10 protein-coding genes are annotated in these 15,908 nt (G+C 35.0%); 6 read left to right on the top strand and 4 right to left on the bottom strand.

The window, feature by feature from the left end; translation table 11 throughout:
• Positions 1–33: 33 nt before the first annotated feature.
• Positions 34–1,140 (bottom strand): Mrp/NBP35 family ATP-binding protein, encoded by a 1,107-nt coding sequence (locus CW752_RS10575; RefSeq protein ID WP_101239675.1) that lies wholly within the window; start codon positions 1,138–1,140, stop codon positions 34–36.
• 150 nt (positions 1,141–1,290) lie between these two features.
• On the opposite strand from CW752_RS10575, the gene CW752_RS10570 reads away from it, so the two are divergent.
• Positions 1,291–1,746 (top strand): hypothetical protein, encoded by a 456-nt coding sequence (locus tag CW752_RS10570; RefSeq protein WP_101239674.1) that lies wholly within the window; start codon positions 1,291–1,293, stop codon positions 1,744–1,746.
• 177 nt (positions 1,747–1,923) lie between these two features.
• Here the strand turns inward: CW752_RS10570 and CW752_RS10565 are convergent, their stop codons facing one another.
• Positions 1,924–4,266 carry an outer membrane beta-barrel family protein gene (locus CW752_RS10565; protein ID WP_101239673.1) on the bottom strand — a complete coding sequence of 781 codons (2,343 nt, stop codon included), beginning with the start codon at positions 4,264–4,266 and terminating at the stop codon, positions 1,924–1,926.
• A gap of 96 nt (positions 4,267–4,362) precedes the next feature.
• On the opposite strand from CW752_RS10565, the gene CW752_RS10560 reads away from it, so the two are divergent.
• Complete coding sequence (locus CW752_RS10560; RefSeq protein ID WP_101239672.1) at positions 4,363–7,164, top strand: GH92 family glycosyl hydrolase; 2,802 nt, start codon at positions 4,363–4,365, stop codon at positions 7,162–7,164.
• 193 nt (positions 7,165–7,357) lie between these two features.
• Here CW752_RS10560 and CW752_RS10555 read toward each other — a convergent pair whose 3' ends face one another.
• Positions 7,358–8,080 carry a phytanoyl-CoA dioxygenase family protein gene (locus CW752_RS10555; RefSeq protein ID WP_101239671.1) on the bottom strand — a complete coding sequence of 241 codons (723 nt, stop codon included), beginning with the start codon at positions 8,078–8,080 and terminating at the stop codon, positions 7,358–7,360.
• A gap of 11 nt (positions 8,081–8,091) precedes the next feature.
• Positions 8,092–9,342, bottom strand: a complete 1,251-nt coding sequence (locus CW752_RS10550) for a dicarboxylate/amino acid:cation symporter (protein ID WP_101239670.1) — start codon at positions 9,340–9,342, stop codon at positions 8,092–8,094.
• A 221-nt stretch (positions 9,343–9,563) separates the two neighbouring features.
• Here CW752_RS10550 and CW752_RS10545 point away from each other — a divergent pair, with 221 nt between their 5' ends.
• The 4 genes from CW752_RS10545 (at position 9,564) to CW752_RS10530 (ending at position 15,631) form a co-directional block, all read left to right on the top strand.
• Complete coding sequence (locus CW752_RS10545; protein WP_101239669.1) at positions 9,564–10,046, top strand: BON domain-containing protein; 483 nt, start codon at positions 9,564–9,566, stop codon at positions 10,044–10,046.
• 6 nt (positions 10,047–10,052) lie between these two features.
• Positions 10,053–10,472 carry an SH3 domain-containing protein gene (locus CW752_RS10540; protein WP_101239668.1) on the top strand — a complete coding sequence of 140 codons (420 nt, stop codon included), beginning with the start codon at positions 10,053–10,055 and terminating at the stop codon, positions 10,470–10,472.
• Positions 10,473–10,561: 89 nt separating this feature from the next.
• Complete coding sequence (locus CW752_RS10535) at positions 10,562–13,327, top strand: TonB-dependent receptor (RefSeq protein ID WP_101239667.1); 2,766 nt, start codon at positions 10,562–10,564, stop codon at positions 13,325–13,327.
• 444 nt (positions 13,328–13,771) lie between these two features.
• Positions 13,772–15,631, top strand: coding sequence for a CocE/NonD family hydrolase (locus tag CW752_RS10530; protein WP_101239666.1), 1,860 nt, complete (start codon positions 13,772–13,774; stop codon positions 15,629–15,631).
• The last annotated feature ends 277 nt before the right edge of the window (positions 15,632–15,908 follow it).

Raw genomic sequence — 15,908 nt, 5'->3', positions numbered from 1 at the left:
AATTCGGTTTTTTCAAATTTAATTGAAACATTATTATTTTGCTTTCGGCGAGCATCCTGCCATTGTGGAGATCTTCACTGCTTCTGTTGGAGGAAGGTTTTTGTTTCTTTCCACTAAGCTTTCTACCATTTTTCTTGCAGTTTCCGTGTAAATTTCTGCAATTTTAGAACCATCCTGAAGCGCAGCCGGTCTTCCGACATCACCTGCTTCTCTGATACTCTGAATTAAAGGTATTTCTCCTAACACAGGAATTCCCAAATCTTCTGCCAAATATTGCGCTCCCTGATTTCCAAAGATATAATATTTATTTTCAGGAAGTTCTTCCGGTGTAAAGTACGCCATATTCTCGATTAATCCAAGAACCGGAATATTAATACTTTCCATCTGGAACATGGCAATTCCTTTTCTTACGTCAGCCAAAGCAACATGCTGAGGAGTACTTACGATAACAGCACCTGTTACCGGAACCTCTTGAATGATTGATAGGTGAATATCTCCTGTCCCCGGAGGAAGATCTATTAATAAGAAATCCAACTCACCCCATGCGGCATCTCTGATCATTTGGTTCAATGCTTTAGAAGCCATTGGCCCTCTCCAAACTACGGCTTGGTTTGCGCCAGAGAAATATCCGATGGATAGCATTTTCACGCCATAATTTTCAATAGGTTTCATCATGTTTTTACCGTTCACTTCTACAGAAATTGGTTTTTCGCCTTCTGTATCGAACATCGTAGGAACAGAAGGACCGTAAATATCGGCATCCAATAATCCTACTTTAAAACCCATTTTTGCTAACGTTACTGCCATATTTGCAGAAACTGTAGACTTTCCTACTCCTCCTTTACCGGAAGCAATAGCGATAATATTTTGAATTCCGGGAATTTGTTTTCCTTTGATCTGACTTTGCTGAATTTCGCTAGGTTCCGGAGAAACGATTTTAAGTTTTAAATGAACATTTTCTCCAAACTCACTGGCAAAAGCTTGTTTCATTGCAGCTTCCAGCTTTTTCTTTTCGTGCATCGCAGGCGAATGAGCGGTCATGTCAATATAAACATCATCACCCATAATCTGAAGATTATTCACTAAATCGTCTACTTCTATTTCTTTAAGGAATTCCTGAACCTTTTCTTTCGTCAACATACTAAATATAAATTGTTCACAAATTTACGTTTTTTTTTGATAATTTAGAATCAATAAAATCTATAACATCAGGTGATAAATAAGATCAAGCACAATCTTATTCATCTGTTTTTTACCTTGCCAAACTTAAAACCATCAAAAACAAAATTTATGAAATCCAATGCTTATCCTTCTAAATATGCTGCTCCTAAAGGAATTTTCACCGTGGGAAAAACCAGATTCAAATGGTACGACCTGGCAGAAGATCCTTCAAAAATTTCAACACAGGATATCCATAATGCTCAAATATGCATAGAAAATGCTCAGGAAAACTTTCAGAACATCGATGATCTTGGTTTCGTGATTATGCACCGATGTGGTGAAAATTATCTTTTGTTGGTTTGTACATGGCGAAGTGAAAATGAATTATGGGAAAGTGTTTATTATGACGGCTCCGGAAAATTTGAGATCTGGGATAGAAACAAAATTCACCTTCCAACTTATTGTGTCTGGGAAATGGGAATTGTATACCATGAATCCCAGGCATGGAAAAAATATTTGGGAACTACAAAGGATGAAGATGACAAAAAGAATTATCTGAATGATCTATTTGAAGGGGAAGTATAACCCCTAACATAAGCAGAGATTCCTCATTTTATTCAGAATGACAATATTTGTGTGTATCACATTATTTAGTGAAACTAACCTAATTTTGTCATTGGCTCCGTCGAAATAGTATTATCTTCGATTTCCGAAGGAATCTCAATATCATATATTTTAACATATTTAAAGCATACCGATTTATCAATTCGCTCTGTTCTTTTCGTCAAATCTCACATTACGATCCACTCCTTTCACTTTTTTATTTCCAAAAGTATAGGTTGCCGATAACGTAAGTCTTCTCGCATCATAATAATTATTAAAAGAATGAGTCCCTGTTGTATAAAAAATTTGTCCTCTGCTTCGCGATTGTTTGAAAATATCTGAAACAAGGAGATTAACCTGAAGACTCTTCTCCATGAGACTAAGTTTAAGACCGGCCGTTACATTTCCTGTATATTCCCAATGCACCTTTTCAAAATTTGATGGAAGACGAAACCAATAATTTAAAACAAACTGAACCGTTTTGTTTTTAGTAAGGGAAACATTATTCTGAAAATCAAAATCATATCCACTTCCCTGTCTGGAAGCTGCATTAGTAGCAAAAACCTGTGTTTTCATATAAGAAAGATCCGCAGAATAATTGGCTTCCCAACGTTTAAAAAAAGTATCTGAATAATTAAGAGTGATTCCCATACTATTCTGATTAAAGAAATTGGCAAAAGTACTGATCCTGTTTTCCCCGTTAAGATTGACAATCTGACTGAATCCATCCAAGGTTCTCTGAAAATAGGCAGATGCCGATAGTTTTCCCCGGTACACATACGAAAGTTCAAAATTATGATTAAAGGAAGGCTTCAGAAAAGGATTTCCTGTAAAATAGGAATTGATATTAATATACCATCTGTAGGGATTAATTGCCCTGAAACCAGGTCTGTTGATTCGTTTTGAATAGGTAAAACTGAATGTATTACTTTCATTACTTTTATAAGAAATATATGCTGTAGGAAAGAACTTTCCGTAAGAATTTTCAGAAAATTGCCCTAACCTCAGAGAATTCCCGGTCACGGTAGAGTATTCATAACGAAGTCCTGCTTTTGCTGACCATTTTTCATTGAAAGATTTTTCAAAGCTGATATAGGCTGCGTAATTCTTTTCATTATATTTGAATTCATTGCTTTTTTCAGGATCTGTAACGTAGTTTCCATTGGTCAGATTTTGATAAAAAATCTCCGAATTGTTATCAAAATTGGTAAACTTCACACCTGCTTCTGTCTTCGCAAACTGATAAGGTAATGTAAGATCTGCCTGACCGGAATAAATTTTATAATCAACTATCGAAGGTGATTTTACCGTAAACTGATCTCCAGAATTCTCTCTCGTTGTAAAATCAATAATCGTCTTAGGAATATTGGAAAAGTAATTTCCTGTGATACTCAATTTATTATCTTGTTTTCCAAATTTCACATCATAATAAGCACTGATTGTTTGTTGCATACTTTTCGCTCTATGTTCAGCAGAGGTCAATAACGTACTCATATAATTTCCATTCTGAAAATAATCCGAAGTATTCATAATATCCATATTAGAATGCCCAAATCCGTAATCATAGATAAACCCAACATTAGATTTAGGGTTCAATTGATAATCAATACTCAGATTAGCCCCAAGCCCATCTCCAAAATCTCTTCGGTCATCAGAGCTTTTAAGACCATTTACGCCCTCTATTCTGTAATTCTCGTAAGAATGTTTTTCATACTTATTCTGTCTTAATTTCAGTGATGAACGTAACTTCTCATTTTGGTAATTAATCGTAACACTGTTTGAAGTTCCCGTATAAGTTTGCTGTTGCAAGCTGGTTGTAAGACTTCCGCTCCATCCCAGATTTTGATTTTTCTTTAAAACAATATTGATCAGTCCACTATTTCCCTGTGCTTCATATTTCGCCGGCGGGGTTGTAATCACTTCTATCTTTTCAATATTTTCAGATCGGAGACTTTTAAGATAAGTAACAAGTTCACTGCCCGAAAGATTCAGTATTCTCTCGTTGATCATGATGGCTACCCCACTTTTCCCTGCAATTGAAATTCCGGAATTATCATCCACTTTAATCAACGGGGTCGTAGCCATAGCCTCCGCCCCGTCCATCCCCTGAGAAGCAACAGAATTTACAACATTGAAAACCAAACGATCTGCTTTTCTTTCTATCAGTTTTTTTCTGGCAGTAAGCGTGACCCCTTCAAGTTGTTTTTCCTTTTTTTTCTCAATGAAAAAATCCTGTTTCATATCTCCCTGTATTAAAACATCTGTATTGGATACTTCTATACCATCCTGTATAAGTTTAACATTATAATTGCCGGTTTCAGAAAGCTTCAATGAGTAATTTCCTTTTTCATCAGAAATGGCAGTTTGCTTTTTTTCACCCTTTACGGCAATAACCTCAACATAAGAAACTGCATCTCCCGCCTGTGAAATTTTTCCTGTTATTGTTTGAGAAAATGCCAACATAGACAACAACATCGTCATAGAAAGAAATATCTTTTTCATTGATTCTAATAGTTTTTAATAAGACAACCCTTCTCTCTTCATCATTACATCTATCTTATTGTTTTTCGATATATTCGCTATTATAAAAATTATGATATGAAAAAGGGGCTGATTGCATTTTCTTTATTGATTACTCAAATCATCTACTCTCAAAACTATTCTCAATACGTTAATCCTTTCATTGGAACCGGAGGTCACGGACATACTTTTCCGGGAGCTATTGTTCCTTTCGGAATGGTACAATTATCTCCCGACACAAGAATTGATGGAAGCTGGGACGGATGCAGCGGTTATCATTATTCCGATTCTGTGATTTATGGTTTTTCCCATACTCACCTCAACGGAACAGGAGTTTCAGATTATGGAGATATTATGTTGATGCCAACAATGGGCAATCCAAGCTTGAGTAATAAAGATTATTCTTCAAAATTTTCTCATAAAAACGAGAAAGCTACAGCAGGATTTTATGCCGTTAAACTAGATAAAAACAATATCGATGTCCGTCTTACCACTACCAAACGAGTTGGATATCATGAATATACTTTCAATAATGCAGGAAATGCCAACATTATCCTGGACCTCAACCACAGAGATAAGCTATTGGAAGGTGAAGTGAAAATCATTGATGATAAAACGATCGAAGTTTTCAGAAGAAGCGAGGCTTGGGCTACCAATCAATATATTTATGCCAGAATTGAATTTTCAAAACCTGTAAAAATTTCAAAAAAAGAAGTTAACGGAAAACAGGAAAACAATCATTTCACAGGAACAAAACTGGCTTTAGCCTTTTCAACAGATGTCAGAAAAGGAGAAAAAATCAATGTAAAAGTGGCGCTTTCTCCAACCGGATATGAAGGAGCCGGAAAAAATATGCTGGCAGAAGGGAAATCAGTAAATTTTGAAACGATAAAAAAACAAGCCGAAACAGATTGGGAAAAAGAACTTTCAAAAATAGAAGTTAAGTCTGATGACAAAAACAAATTAGCCGTTTTTTATACAGCTTTATATCATGTTTTTACACAACCTAACATCAATATGGATGTTGATGGTAAATACAGAGGACGGGACAACAAACTTTACACTGCTAAAGACTTCGATTATTATACGGTATTTTCACTCTGGGATACTTTTAGAGGTGCCCATCCTCTGATGACTTTAATTGATAGAAAAAGAACAGCTGATTTTATTAATACTTTTATCAAACAATACGAACAGGGAGGAAAACTTCCCGTATGGGAGCTGGCGTCCAATGAAACAGAATGTATGATTGGCTACCATGCTGTTTCCGTCATTGCCGATGCTATGGCAAAAGGAATTAAAGGGTTTGATTATGAAAAGGCGTTTCAGGCTTCTAAAAATTCCGCTATGCTGGATATTTTCGGTTTAAACGCCTACAAACAGAATAACTATATCAGCATGGACGATGAATCTGAAAGCGTTTCCAAAACGGTAGAATATGCTTATGATGATTGGTGCATTGCCCAAATGGCAAAAATTTTAAATAAAAAAGAAGATTATCAATACTTCATGAAACGTTCTCAAAATTGGAAAAACCTTTATAATCCTAAAAACGGTTTCATGCAGCCAAGAAAAAACGGAAACTGGTACGAACCTTTTGATCCGAGAGAGGTAAATAACAATTATACAGAAGGAAATTCATGGCACTATTCATATTCTGTACAACAGGATATTCCGGGACTTATCGCCGCTCATGGCGGAAAAGAAAAGTTTGAACAATTTATTGATGCCATCTTTTCTGCACCGGATAAAACTACCGGAAGAGAGCAGGTAGACATCACAGGTCTAATGGGTCAATATGCACAGGGAAATGAACCAAGCCATCACATCGCATATCTTTATAATTTTGTAGATAAACCGGAAAAAACAGACACCAAAATCAAATATATTCTGGATAATTTCTACAAAAATACGCCGGACGGGTTAATTGGAAATGAAGACTGCGGCCAGATGAGTGCATGGTATGTTTTAAGTGCAATGGGAATCTATTCCGTGACTCCCGGATTGCCTGAATGGGAGACAACTACTCCTTATTTTGATGAAATTAAAATTCACCTTGAGGATGGCTCTACAAAAATCATTACCAAGAATACAAGCAAAACTGAACTTAAAAAATTAGGGTTTGAAGATATAAAAGCCACAAAGAATTTTAAATATACTCCACTTACAGCCTCTCCTGTTATCGCAGCAGATAGAATCTTTGATTTTTCTACTAAAGTAGAGATCACTCCATTGAATTCGGGAGATAAAGTATACTATATGACCATAGATGAAAGTGATGTTAACAAAAGGAAAACATTCATTCCTTATAAAGGTGCATTTTCTATCAGTAAAACCACACAGGTTACCGCTTATGCAGAAAGAAATGGTGAAAAAAGTTCAGTTACGGTAGCTAATTTCAACAGAAGACCCAATTATTGGGATATCAATACGCTTTCAAAAGCAACTCCTCAATATACTGCAAACGGAAAACTGGCACTTATTGATGGGATCAGAGGAGATATCAATTGGAGAAAAGGAGAATGGCAAGGTTATCAGGGACAAAATTTCGAAGCGATTATTGATTTTAAATCTCCTCAACAGATCACCAAACTATCCTCGACCTATCTTCAGGACAGCAAAGCATGGATCCTGATGCCTAAAAAAGTAGAATATTATGCTTCCATGAATGGTAAGGATTTTATTCTTCTGAAAACAATTGATAATACGGTAGATCCAAAAGATGAAAAAGTTCAGATTGAAAATTTCTCAGCAGAAATTCTTCCTACCGAGGCCCAATATCTCAAAGTTAAAGCCTACTATTTCGGAAAACTTCCGGAATGGCATCAAGGGGCCAATGGAGAGGCATATATCTTTATTGATGAGATTTCTGTAAAATAAGTCATAAGACTGAAAGTTGGAAGCTTGAAGTTATATTTGACAATTTACTTATTGAGGTTGGTTTGTTAGAAAATTTAACCCCTCAAAAATTTAATAAAATACTCCTAAGTATTAATCTTAGTCTTTCAGTGACTTCCAGTTTCCAGCCATAAAAAGTAAAGCCCTGCGAGAACTCGCAGGGCTTTACTTTTTATTAATTCATCCTTTCACTCCACTGTAAAGCTTCCGGAAGTTCCATATCTGAAAACTCAATATGAATGACTCTTCTTTTTTTTCCATTGGTGGTTCGATTTGAACCATGAAGTGTAAGAGGTTTCATGAGCATAATGCCACCTTTTTCCACGTCGCATATTTTTTCAGTTTCTATATTCCAATCAATAGTTTCCGGTCTATAGATTCCTTTGGCGTGGGATTTAGGAATCACTTTTAATGCACCGTTGTTTCCATCCGTATCATCCAGGTGAATCCTAATTGTATAAATATTTTCTAAAACATTCAAGGGAGGCTGTACAGCAAACTGATTCTGCTTAGTGGTCCATGGGCCAAAGCCTGACATTTCTAATTTTTTATCAACGGAAATTGTTAAATCCTGATGATAAGCAACATACCAATTGGAAGTTTCAGGTTTATCAAAATAAATACTTTTTACTACAAAATAATGTTCTCCGAAAATTTCTTTGATAATTTTTTTAATATTCTCATTAAAAACAAGATTCTTAATTTCCGGAATTTCTTTTAAAAACTGTCTAATAGCGAAGAGATCTTCGGACTTTCTGAAGTTTTCCCTTGAAGTATCTATACTGTTTAGAACGTTGAGTATCTTTTCAACTTCTTCTTCAGAAAAAACACGATTGATAACAGAAAAGCCATATTCATGAATATGGCCTTTATATGATTCTAAGTTCTTTAAACTCATGAATTTTGTATTTAAACTTTATCCAAAGGTTCGGTTAATTGTCCTTCCCATTTCGATACTGCAGAAGTAGCCAATGTATTTCCTAGTACGTTTGTCATACTTCTTCCCATATCACAGAAGTGGTCAATTGGCAAAATCAAAGCAATACCTTCTGGTGGGATTCCAAACATAGAACAAGTAGCTACAATAATTACTAATGATGCTCTTGGAACCCCTGCAATTCCTTTTGAAGTAAGCATTAATACCAATAACATCGTGATCTGCTGACCAAGGGTCATTTCAATCCCGTAAATCTGTGCAATAAAAATAGAAGCAAAAGTCATATACATCATACTTCCATCCAGGTTGAAGGAATATCCTAAAGGCAGTATAAAAGATACTACTCTGCTGTTACATCCGAATTTTTCAAGCTCTTCCACTAATTTCGGAAATACCGCTTCTGAACTTGTTGTAGAGAATGCAATCAATAATGGCTCTTTAATTCTTCTCAATAAATCAAAAAGACGGTTTCCTAAGATCAGATACCCCACTAATAAAAGGACTAACCAAAGAACTCCAATAGCAAAAAAGAAGTCTCTCAGATAGATGGCATATACTTTAAATATTTCAAAACCATTGGTAGCCACTACTGCTGCAATTGCTCCTAAAACTCCAAGAGGAGCAAACCACATGATGTACCCTACCATTTTAAGGATCGCATGAGCAATAATATCGAAAAGCTTTACAACAGGTTGAGAATATTCCTCTCCCAAGTTAGCCAAAGCAACCCCAAACATAATGGCAAATACAACAATCTGCAACACTTCATTGGTTGCAAAAGCTTCAAATAAACTTTTAGGGATCATGTGCTTTACAAAGTCTTCCATAGAAAAACTTTTGCTGCTTTTAAGTAGTTCATCAGCAGAAGCCACATCCTGGATTGGCAGCTTGGTTACATGTCCCGGCTCCAGCCAATTCACCAACATCAATCCGATAAAAAGTGAAACCAAAGATGCGGAAATAAACCAAAGCATCGCTTTTGTTCCTACCCTTCCAATCATTTTGATATCACTCATTTTAGCAATTCCCACCACCAGAGTAGTGAAAACCAAAGGTGCAATAATCATCTGTACAAGCCTGATGAAAACAGTTCCCAATAATTTAATGTTCTTGGAAAAAGGTTCTGCACTTTCCGGATATTTCACGTGTACTATGCCTCCGATTCCTACTCCCAGAACAAGGGCAATGACAATCGCTATAAAAAGTTTATTTTGTCCTTTCATATATATAGTTCAATTTGCGCAAATATAATGGTTTTTGAATTGACAGAAGATTTTCTTCAAATTGGGTTTAATCCTATATTAAGTTTTTGAAACATAAAAATTAATTCCCTGGTTTAGAAAATATTGCAAAAAATTTAAGAAACATTTATTGAATTTTTATTCCTTTGGTACAAATTTTATTGTTACATTTGATTGTATAACAACATTAATAAATATACAATATGAAAAAAACTATCGCAATGGCTGCATTAGCTGTAGCTGTATCTTTTGGAGCGGTTTCTTGTAAAAAGAAAATTTCTGATGCCGACCTTCAGACTCAGGCTACAACTGTAGTAACTTCTAATCCCGGTGCTTCTGTTGAAGTAAAAGAAGGTGTAGCTCACTTAAGCGGAACTTTTGCAGACCAACAGTCTAAAGATGCGATGATTGCAAAACTAAAAGCAATCAATGGGGTAAAAGACGTAATGGATATGTCTACTATCGCTGCGGCACCTGCACCAGTTGATACTAAATCTGCTGTTGATCCTGCTGTTCAGAAGAAAGTTCAGGATGCAGTAAAAGATTTCCCTACTGTAAAAGTAGAGGTTGTAAACGGACAACTTACTCTAACAGGAAATGTTTCTGGTCAACAGGCAAGAAAAATCAAAGAATCTGTTGATGCTTTGAAAATCGGGAAATATAACAATAACCTAATTGTAAAATAATTTAAGATGAGCGAATTACAAGATAAATATTCAAGCGTAGTTTCAGCAGCACAGTCTGCAGGAATTTCAAATCTTCAGGTTCAGGAGCAAGATGGTATTTTATATGTTTCAGGAAATGCTTCCAACACAGCTGCTAAAGATGCTGTATGGAACGCTTTAGGAGCTATCGACTCTACGTATTCTGCTTCAGACATCAATATTGATGTACAAGTTGCAGGTCTTTCTTCAGGAGCTTCTTTAACTGTGGCTACTGACGAGTCTAACCTGAATATCAGACAAGAGCCTTCTACTGAAGCTGCTGTTGTAGGTAAAGCTGCGAAAGGTTCATCTGTAACTTTAATTGAACAAACTTCTGATGACTGGTGGAAAGTAAAAACCGCTGATGGTCAGGAAGGATATGCTTATTCAAGATATTTGAGAGCATAATTTTATAAAAAATATTTTTTCAAAATATTTACGAAGAAACATCCCAATTTTGGGATGTTTCTTTATTTTTACCCTTAAATAAAAACTACGTGAGAAAACAATTATTACTATTAACATTGATCCTCAGTGTTCTGATAGTACATGCTCAAAAATTACACATCGACGGAAAGGTCTCCAACTTCGAAAAAAAACCAATAGAAAATGCTACGGTATATCTGTTAAAAGAAAAAGATTCCTCAATCATTAATTATACTGCCACCAATAAAGAAGGTAAATTTTCACTAAAAATTGATGAAGTGAAAGAACCTTCCATTCTGAAAATTGATGCAGAAAAATTATCTTCTTATTCCAAAAAATTTGAGAAAATAAATAGTCCACAATCTTTAGGTGATATTGAACTTGAGAAAAAAAATATTGTCAATGCTATTGATGAGGTAAAAATTACCGTATCTCCGGTAAAAATAAAAAAAGACACCATTGAATTCAATGCCGCTGCAATCAAAGTACGTCCTGATAGTAAAATAGAAGAACTTTTGAAGCAGATTCCCGGTGTAGAGATTAGCAATGAAGGAAAAATAACCGTCAACGGGAAGGATGTCGACCAAATTATGATTAACGGAAAGCCTTTCTTCGACAAGGATGGTAAAATTGCATTGCAAAATCTTCCGGCCGACATTATTAAAAACATTCAGTTTACAACAACCAAAACAAAGGAAGAGGAGCTGAGTGGAAAAACAGCCAAATCTCAGAATACTACCATTAATTTTAATATTGACGAAAAGAAAAATAAAGGGTTAATATCAAGGCTTACCGTTGGCTATGGATCAGATAAACGGTATGAAGTAAGCGGACTCCTAAGTTATTTCAAAGGGGATACTAAAATCAGTCTTTTGGCTTCCTCCAATAATATCAATTCTCAGGGGTTTTCCCGGGATGAAGTTTTTGATAGTATGGGAAATGGAAGAAATGCATGGATGATGCAGGGTGGATCCGTGTCTACTATAGGAAACACTACTTATTATAGCCAAGGTGGAGGTACAAAAGGAATTCAAAGGTCTACCACCATTGGTTTAAACTATAGTGATAAATTTGGTAAAGATGCCGATCTGGATTCTTTCAGTATCATGCATTCCGATTCAAATACAGAAACAAAATCCAAAGTTTCAAGAACCACTCTTCTTCCTGACTATACTCTTCAGACCAAATCCGAGAACAATGGTGAAAATGAAGCTAAACAATATAGTTTTGATGCTTCTGCCAGAATTAAATTAGATTCTTTGACAAGCATCTATATTGCACCCAGACTTACTAAAAGCAGTGGTTTTACGGTCAATAATTCTCAATCATCTACCTTGAGAGACAATGCTTTGTTAAATGAAAGTAAGTCTTACTCGAATAATCAGTCAGAAAGTAATGCATTCAATCCCTATATTTATTTCTCAAAAAAATTCAGAAAAAAAGGGCGCTCCATGTCTGTCAATATGAATACGACCTTATCTGAAACTAAAAGAGATAACTTGAATCAATCTCAAAATAATTTCTATCAGGATTCAGGAAATACAACTGATAATCGGGATCAATTGACTAAAAATAAAAGTCAAAACAATAGTTTTAATTTCAATACTGGCTATACCGAACCTATTTCGGATTCTGCAACCGTAAGCTTTGAACTTCAATATGGTTCGAAGTCATCCAGAGATATAAGAGATGTTAACGATTTTGATAATGCTACAGGGCAATACTCAAAGTATAACGAGCTTTTGTCCAATAATATGAAGCAAAGGGTAAATCAGATTACCCCCGAATTCACCTATCAGCTCAGCAAAAAGAAATTGAACCTATGGGCTTCCGCATATCTCGATATTTCAGATATGAAAGTAAACTCTATCTTCAACGGGCAACAATATGATCTTCAGAAAAATTTTGCCCTACCTGGATATAACATCAATGTATATTACCAGCTTGCTGAAGGAAAAAATTTGAGTGTGTATAATTACTCTAATTTTACTATTCCAACGGCAGAACAACTAACTCCTTATAGAGATGAATCCAACCCTTTGGTTACCTATACCGGAAATCCTGATTTAAAAAATACATGGAGTAATAATCTTTCTTTATACTTCAATAATTATAATAAAGTAAAAGATCTCAGTTATTATGTAAACATCAGTTTTACTTACAGAAATAATGATATTATTAATTTCACCAAATATGATGATGCCGGAAAGCAAGTTGTGACATATGATAATGTAAGCGGAAATAAAAGCCTTAATGCCGGTGGAGGTTTCAGTAAAACGTTTAAATGGAAGAGCAATAAACTAACCATTAGTCCCAGATTCAATATGAATTATGCATATAACAATGGTTTTATTAATGGACAGGCATTTACAAGCAACTCTTACAATTTGAATCCCGGCCTGAATCTTACTTATGAAATCAAAGATAAAATGACCATAAAACCTTCATACAGGCTCGGATATAGTTTTTCAAATTATACCAATTACAGTGTAGACAGGATAAATACCGCCAACCAATCATTAAAACTAGAATTGACCAATTATCTGTTTCAAAGCAAGTTTATTTTCGGAAATGATTTTGAATATAATACCAATTCCAATATTGCCCCGGGCTTTAAAAAAGACTTCTATTTCTGGAATACGAGTTTAGGATATTCGTTCTTCAAAAAACAATTTACAGCTAAAGTAAAGGTTTATGATGTATTAAATCAAAATCAAAGTGTAAGAAGAACCATCACCGATTCTTATTACGAAGACCGTGAAGATCTTATTTTAAAGCGATATATCATGTTTTCCCTTAGTATGAAACTGAACAAATTTGCAGGTAAAAAAATGTAAACACCATACTTTTATATATTTTCTAGATAATGGCCGGGAGTTTCCCGGCTATTTTTCATCACCATTGTGAGCCGAAAATGAATCAATCATCTCATATTCAATTGTAAATCAAAATCTACGCGATCTTATTATAAAAAAGAGTAAAATAAATTATGCAGTTTGGATTCCTACCGGAATGACAGAAAGCAATTGGCATCATTCAATAATATGATACATACGAATATTGTAATTCAGGAATCCAACCCTATATATTTCCACTATCCTTTTACAGATATTATTTTCAAAATCGGAATAATAAAGATCTTATTCTTTTTAGACGCTAATGATGAATTTTATAATGTTTACTCAATAAAAATATATTCATATTCCATTTTTAAAGGAAGATTCATATGGTAAGCTATAATAAGAGTATTTTTATTTCTAAATTAGCCGTAAATTTTTTTTATGAAAATCCATATTTCAGTTTTATTTATTCTCTTTTTCTTTCTGGGGAAAGCCCAAAAAGTGGAACAAAAAGATAATTTTGTTAAAGATAATTTCACCAAGAAAGAATTTTATATTCCGATGCGTGATGGAGTTAAACTTTTTACAGCAGTCTACATTCCGAAAGATATTTCCAATAAAAACAAATATCCATTCCTGATGCAGAGAACCTGCTATAGCATTGCTCCTTATGGTGAAAACGAATATAAAACCAAAATAGGTCCCAATACTTACCTTATGAAAGACAAATACATCTTTGTGTATCAGGATGTACGTGGAAGATATATGAGTGAAGGTACCTTTACCAACATGACTCCGCAAGTGGAACGTAAGACAAAAAAAGATATTGATGAAAGCACAGATACCTATGATACGATCGAATGGCTATTGAAAAATGTGAAAGATAACAATGGTAAAGTAGGACAGTTTGGAACATCATATCCCGGGTTTTATACAGCGGTAGGAACCTTGGCACAACACCCTGCTTTGGTTGCTTCATCTCCTCAGGCTCCGATTTCCGACTTCTGGAATGATGATTTCCTTCACAACGGAAGATTTATGCTGGGATATTTCAGAACTCTTCCGGTTTTTGGAGTTCAAAAAACCAAACCGGAACAACAAGCCTGGTATATGGATTCTTTCATCAAACAAACCTCTGAAGATGGATTAAAATTCTACAGAGACCTGGGTACATTGAAAGATGGCTATGAGAAATATTACAAAAATAATTTCTTTATGACAGAAATTATGGAACATACCAATTATGATGAATTCTGGCAAAAAAGAAGTCTTCTTCCCCATCTTAAAAATATCAGTCATGCGGTAATGACTGTCGGAGGATGGTTTGACGCAGAAGACCTTTCAGGACCACTTAATATTTATAAAACCATTGAAAAAAACAGCCCAAAAGCAAAAAACACAATTGTAATGGGGCCTTTCTCTCATGGTGGATGGTCACAGGAACAGGGAAAACATTTTCATAGTGAAACCTATTTCGGAGACAGCATTGCTACCTATTACCAGAAAAATGTGGAAACGAAATTCTTCAATCATTATTTAAAAGGAAATACCAAGGAAGATGCAGGGCTACCCGAAGCTTTGATGTATGACACAGGTGCTAAAGCATGGAAAGAGTTCACTTCTTATCCACCAAAAAATGCACAAAAAGTTAATTTTTATTTATCTGATAAGACATTAAAGAAAACCTCCGGACAGGGCTATTCTGAATATTACAGTGATCCCAATAATCCTGTATTAAGCTCCGATCATTTAAAAGATTTCAACGGTTTTACCCCAAGAAACTATATGTCGGAAGACCAAAGATTTGCAGAAGGAAGACCTGATGTTTTAACGTTTACAACCGATGTTTTGACTGAAGATATCACATTTGCCGGAGAGATCATGGCAAAATTAAATATTGCCTCCTCTTCTACGGATGCAGACTTTGCCGTGAAACTAATTGATGTTTATCCTGAAGATTTTAAACCGTTGGAAAAGAAAGATGGTGTGATCTACGGAAATTATCATCAAATGGTCAGAAGTGAAATCATGCCTGCAAGATTCAGAAATACAAGAGAAAAAGGAGAAGCCTTAATTCCTAATCAGAAAACCGCTGTGAACTTCAGACTTCAGGATGTTGTCCATACTTTCAAAAAAGGACATAAAATCCAGATTCAGATCAGCAGTACATGGTTCCCATTATTTGCAATCAATCCACAGAAGTTCTTGGATAATCCGAATTTTGCTACAAAAGAAGATTATACCAAGGCATTCATCAAAATATACGATGACAGTTCTATTGAAGCTGATATCTTGAAATAAATTACAAACGCTGCTCATTTTGAACAGCGTTTTTTTGATCTCTCGCTGATTGTGCAGATCCTTGCTCTAAAAAGCAAGTTTATTTACCACAAATGACGCAGATCCACAAATGATTGCGTTAGAATTTGCGTGATTTGCTCAATCTGCGAGAGTTTTTCTTCTTCAATGGTCCTGAAGGTAAGATTTACTCTTGGTCTGCTCACTTTTGTTGGCAGAAGCAGCCTTGTCAAGTTTTAATATCTTGACAAGGCTAATTTTTAACAGATTATTGAAGTTT

Origin of the sequence: Chryseobacterium sp. PMSZPI (assembly GCF_002835665.1) — a bacterium.
GTDB lineage: Bacteria > Bacteroidota > Bacteroidia > Flavobacteriales > Weeksellaceae > Chryseobacterium.
This window is presented reverse-complemented; position numbering and strand designations above follow the sequence as displayed.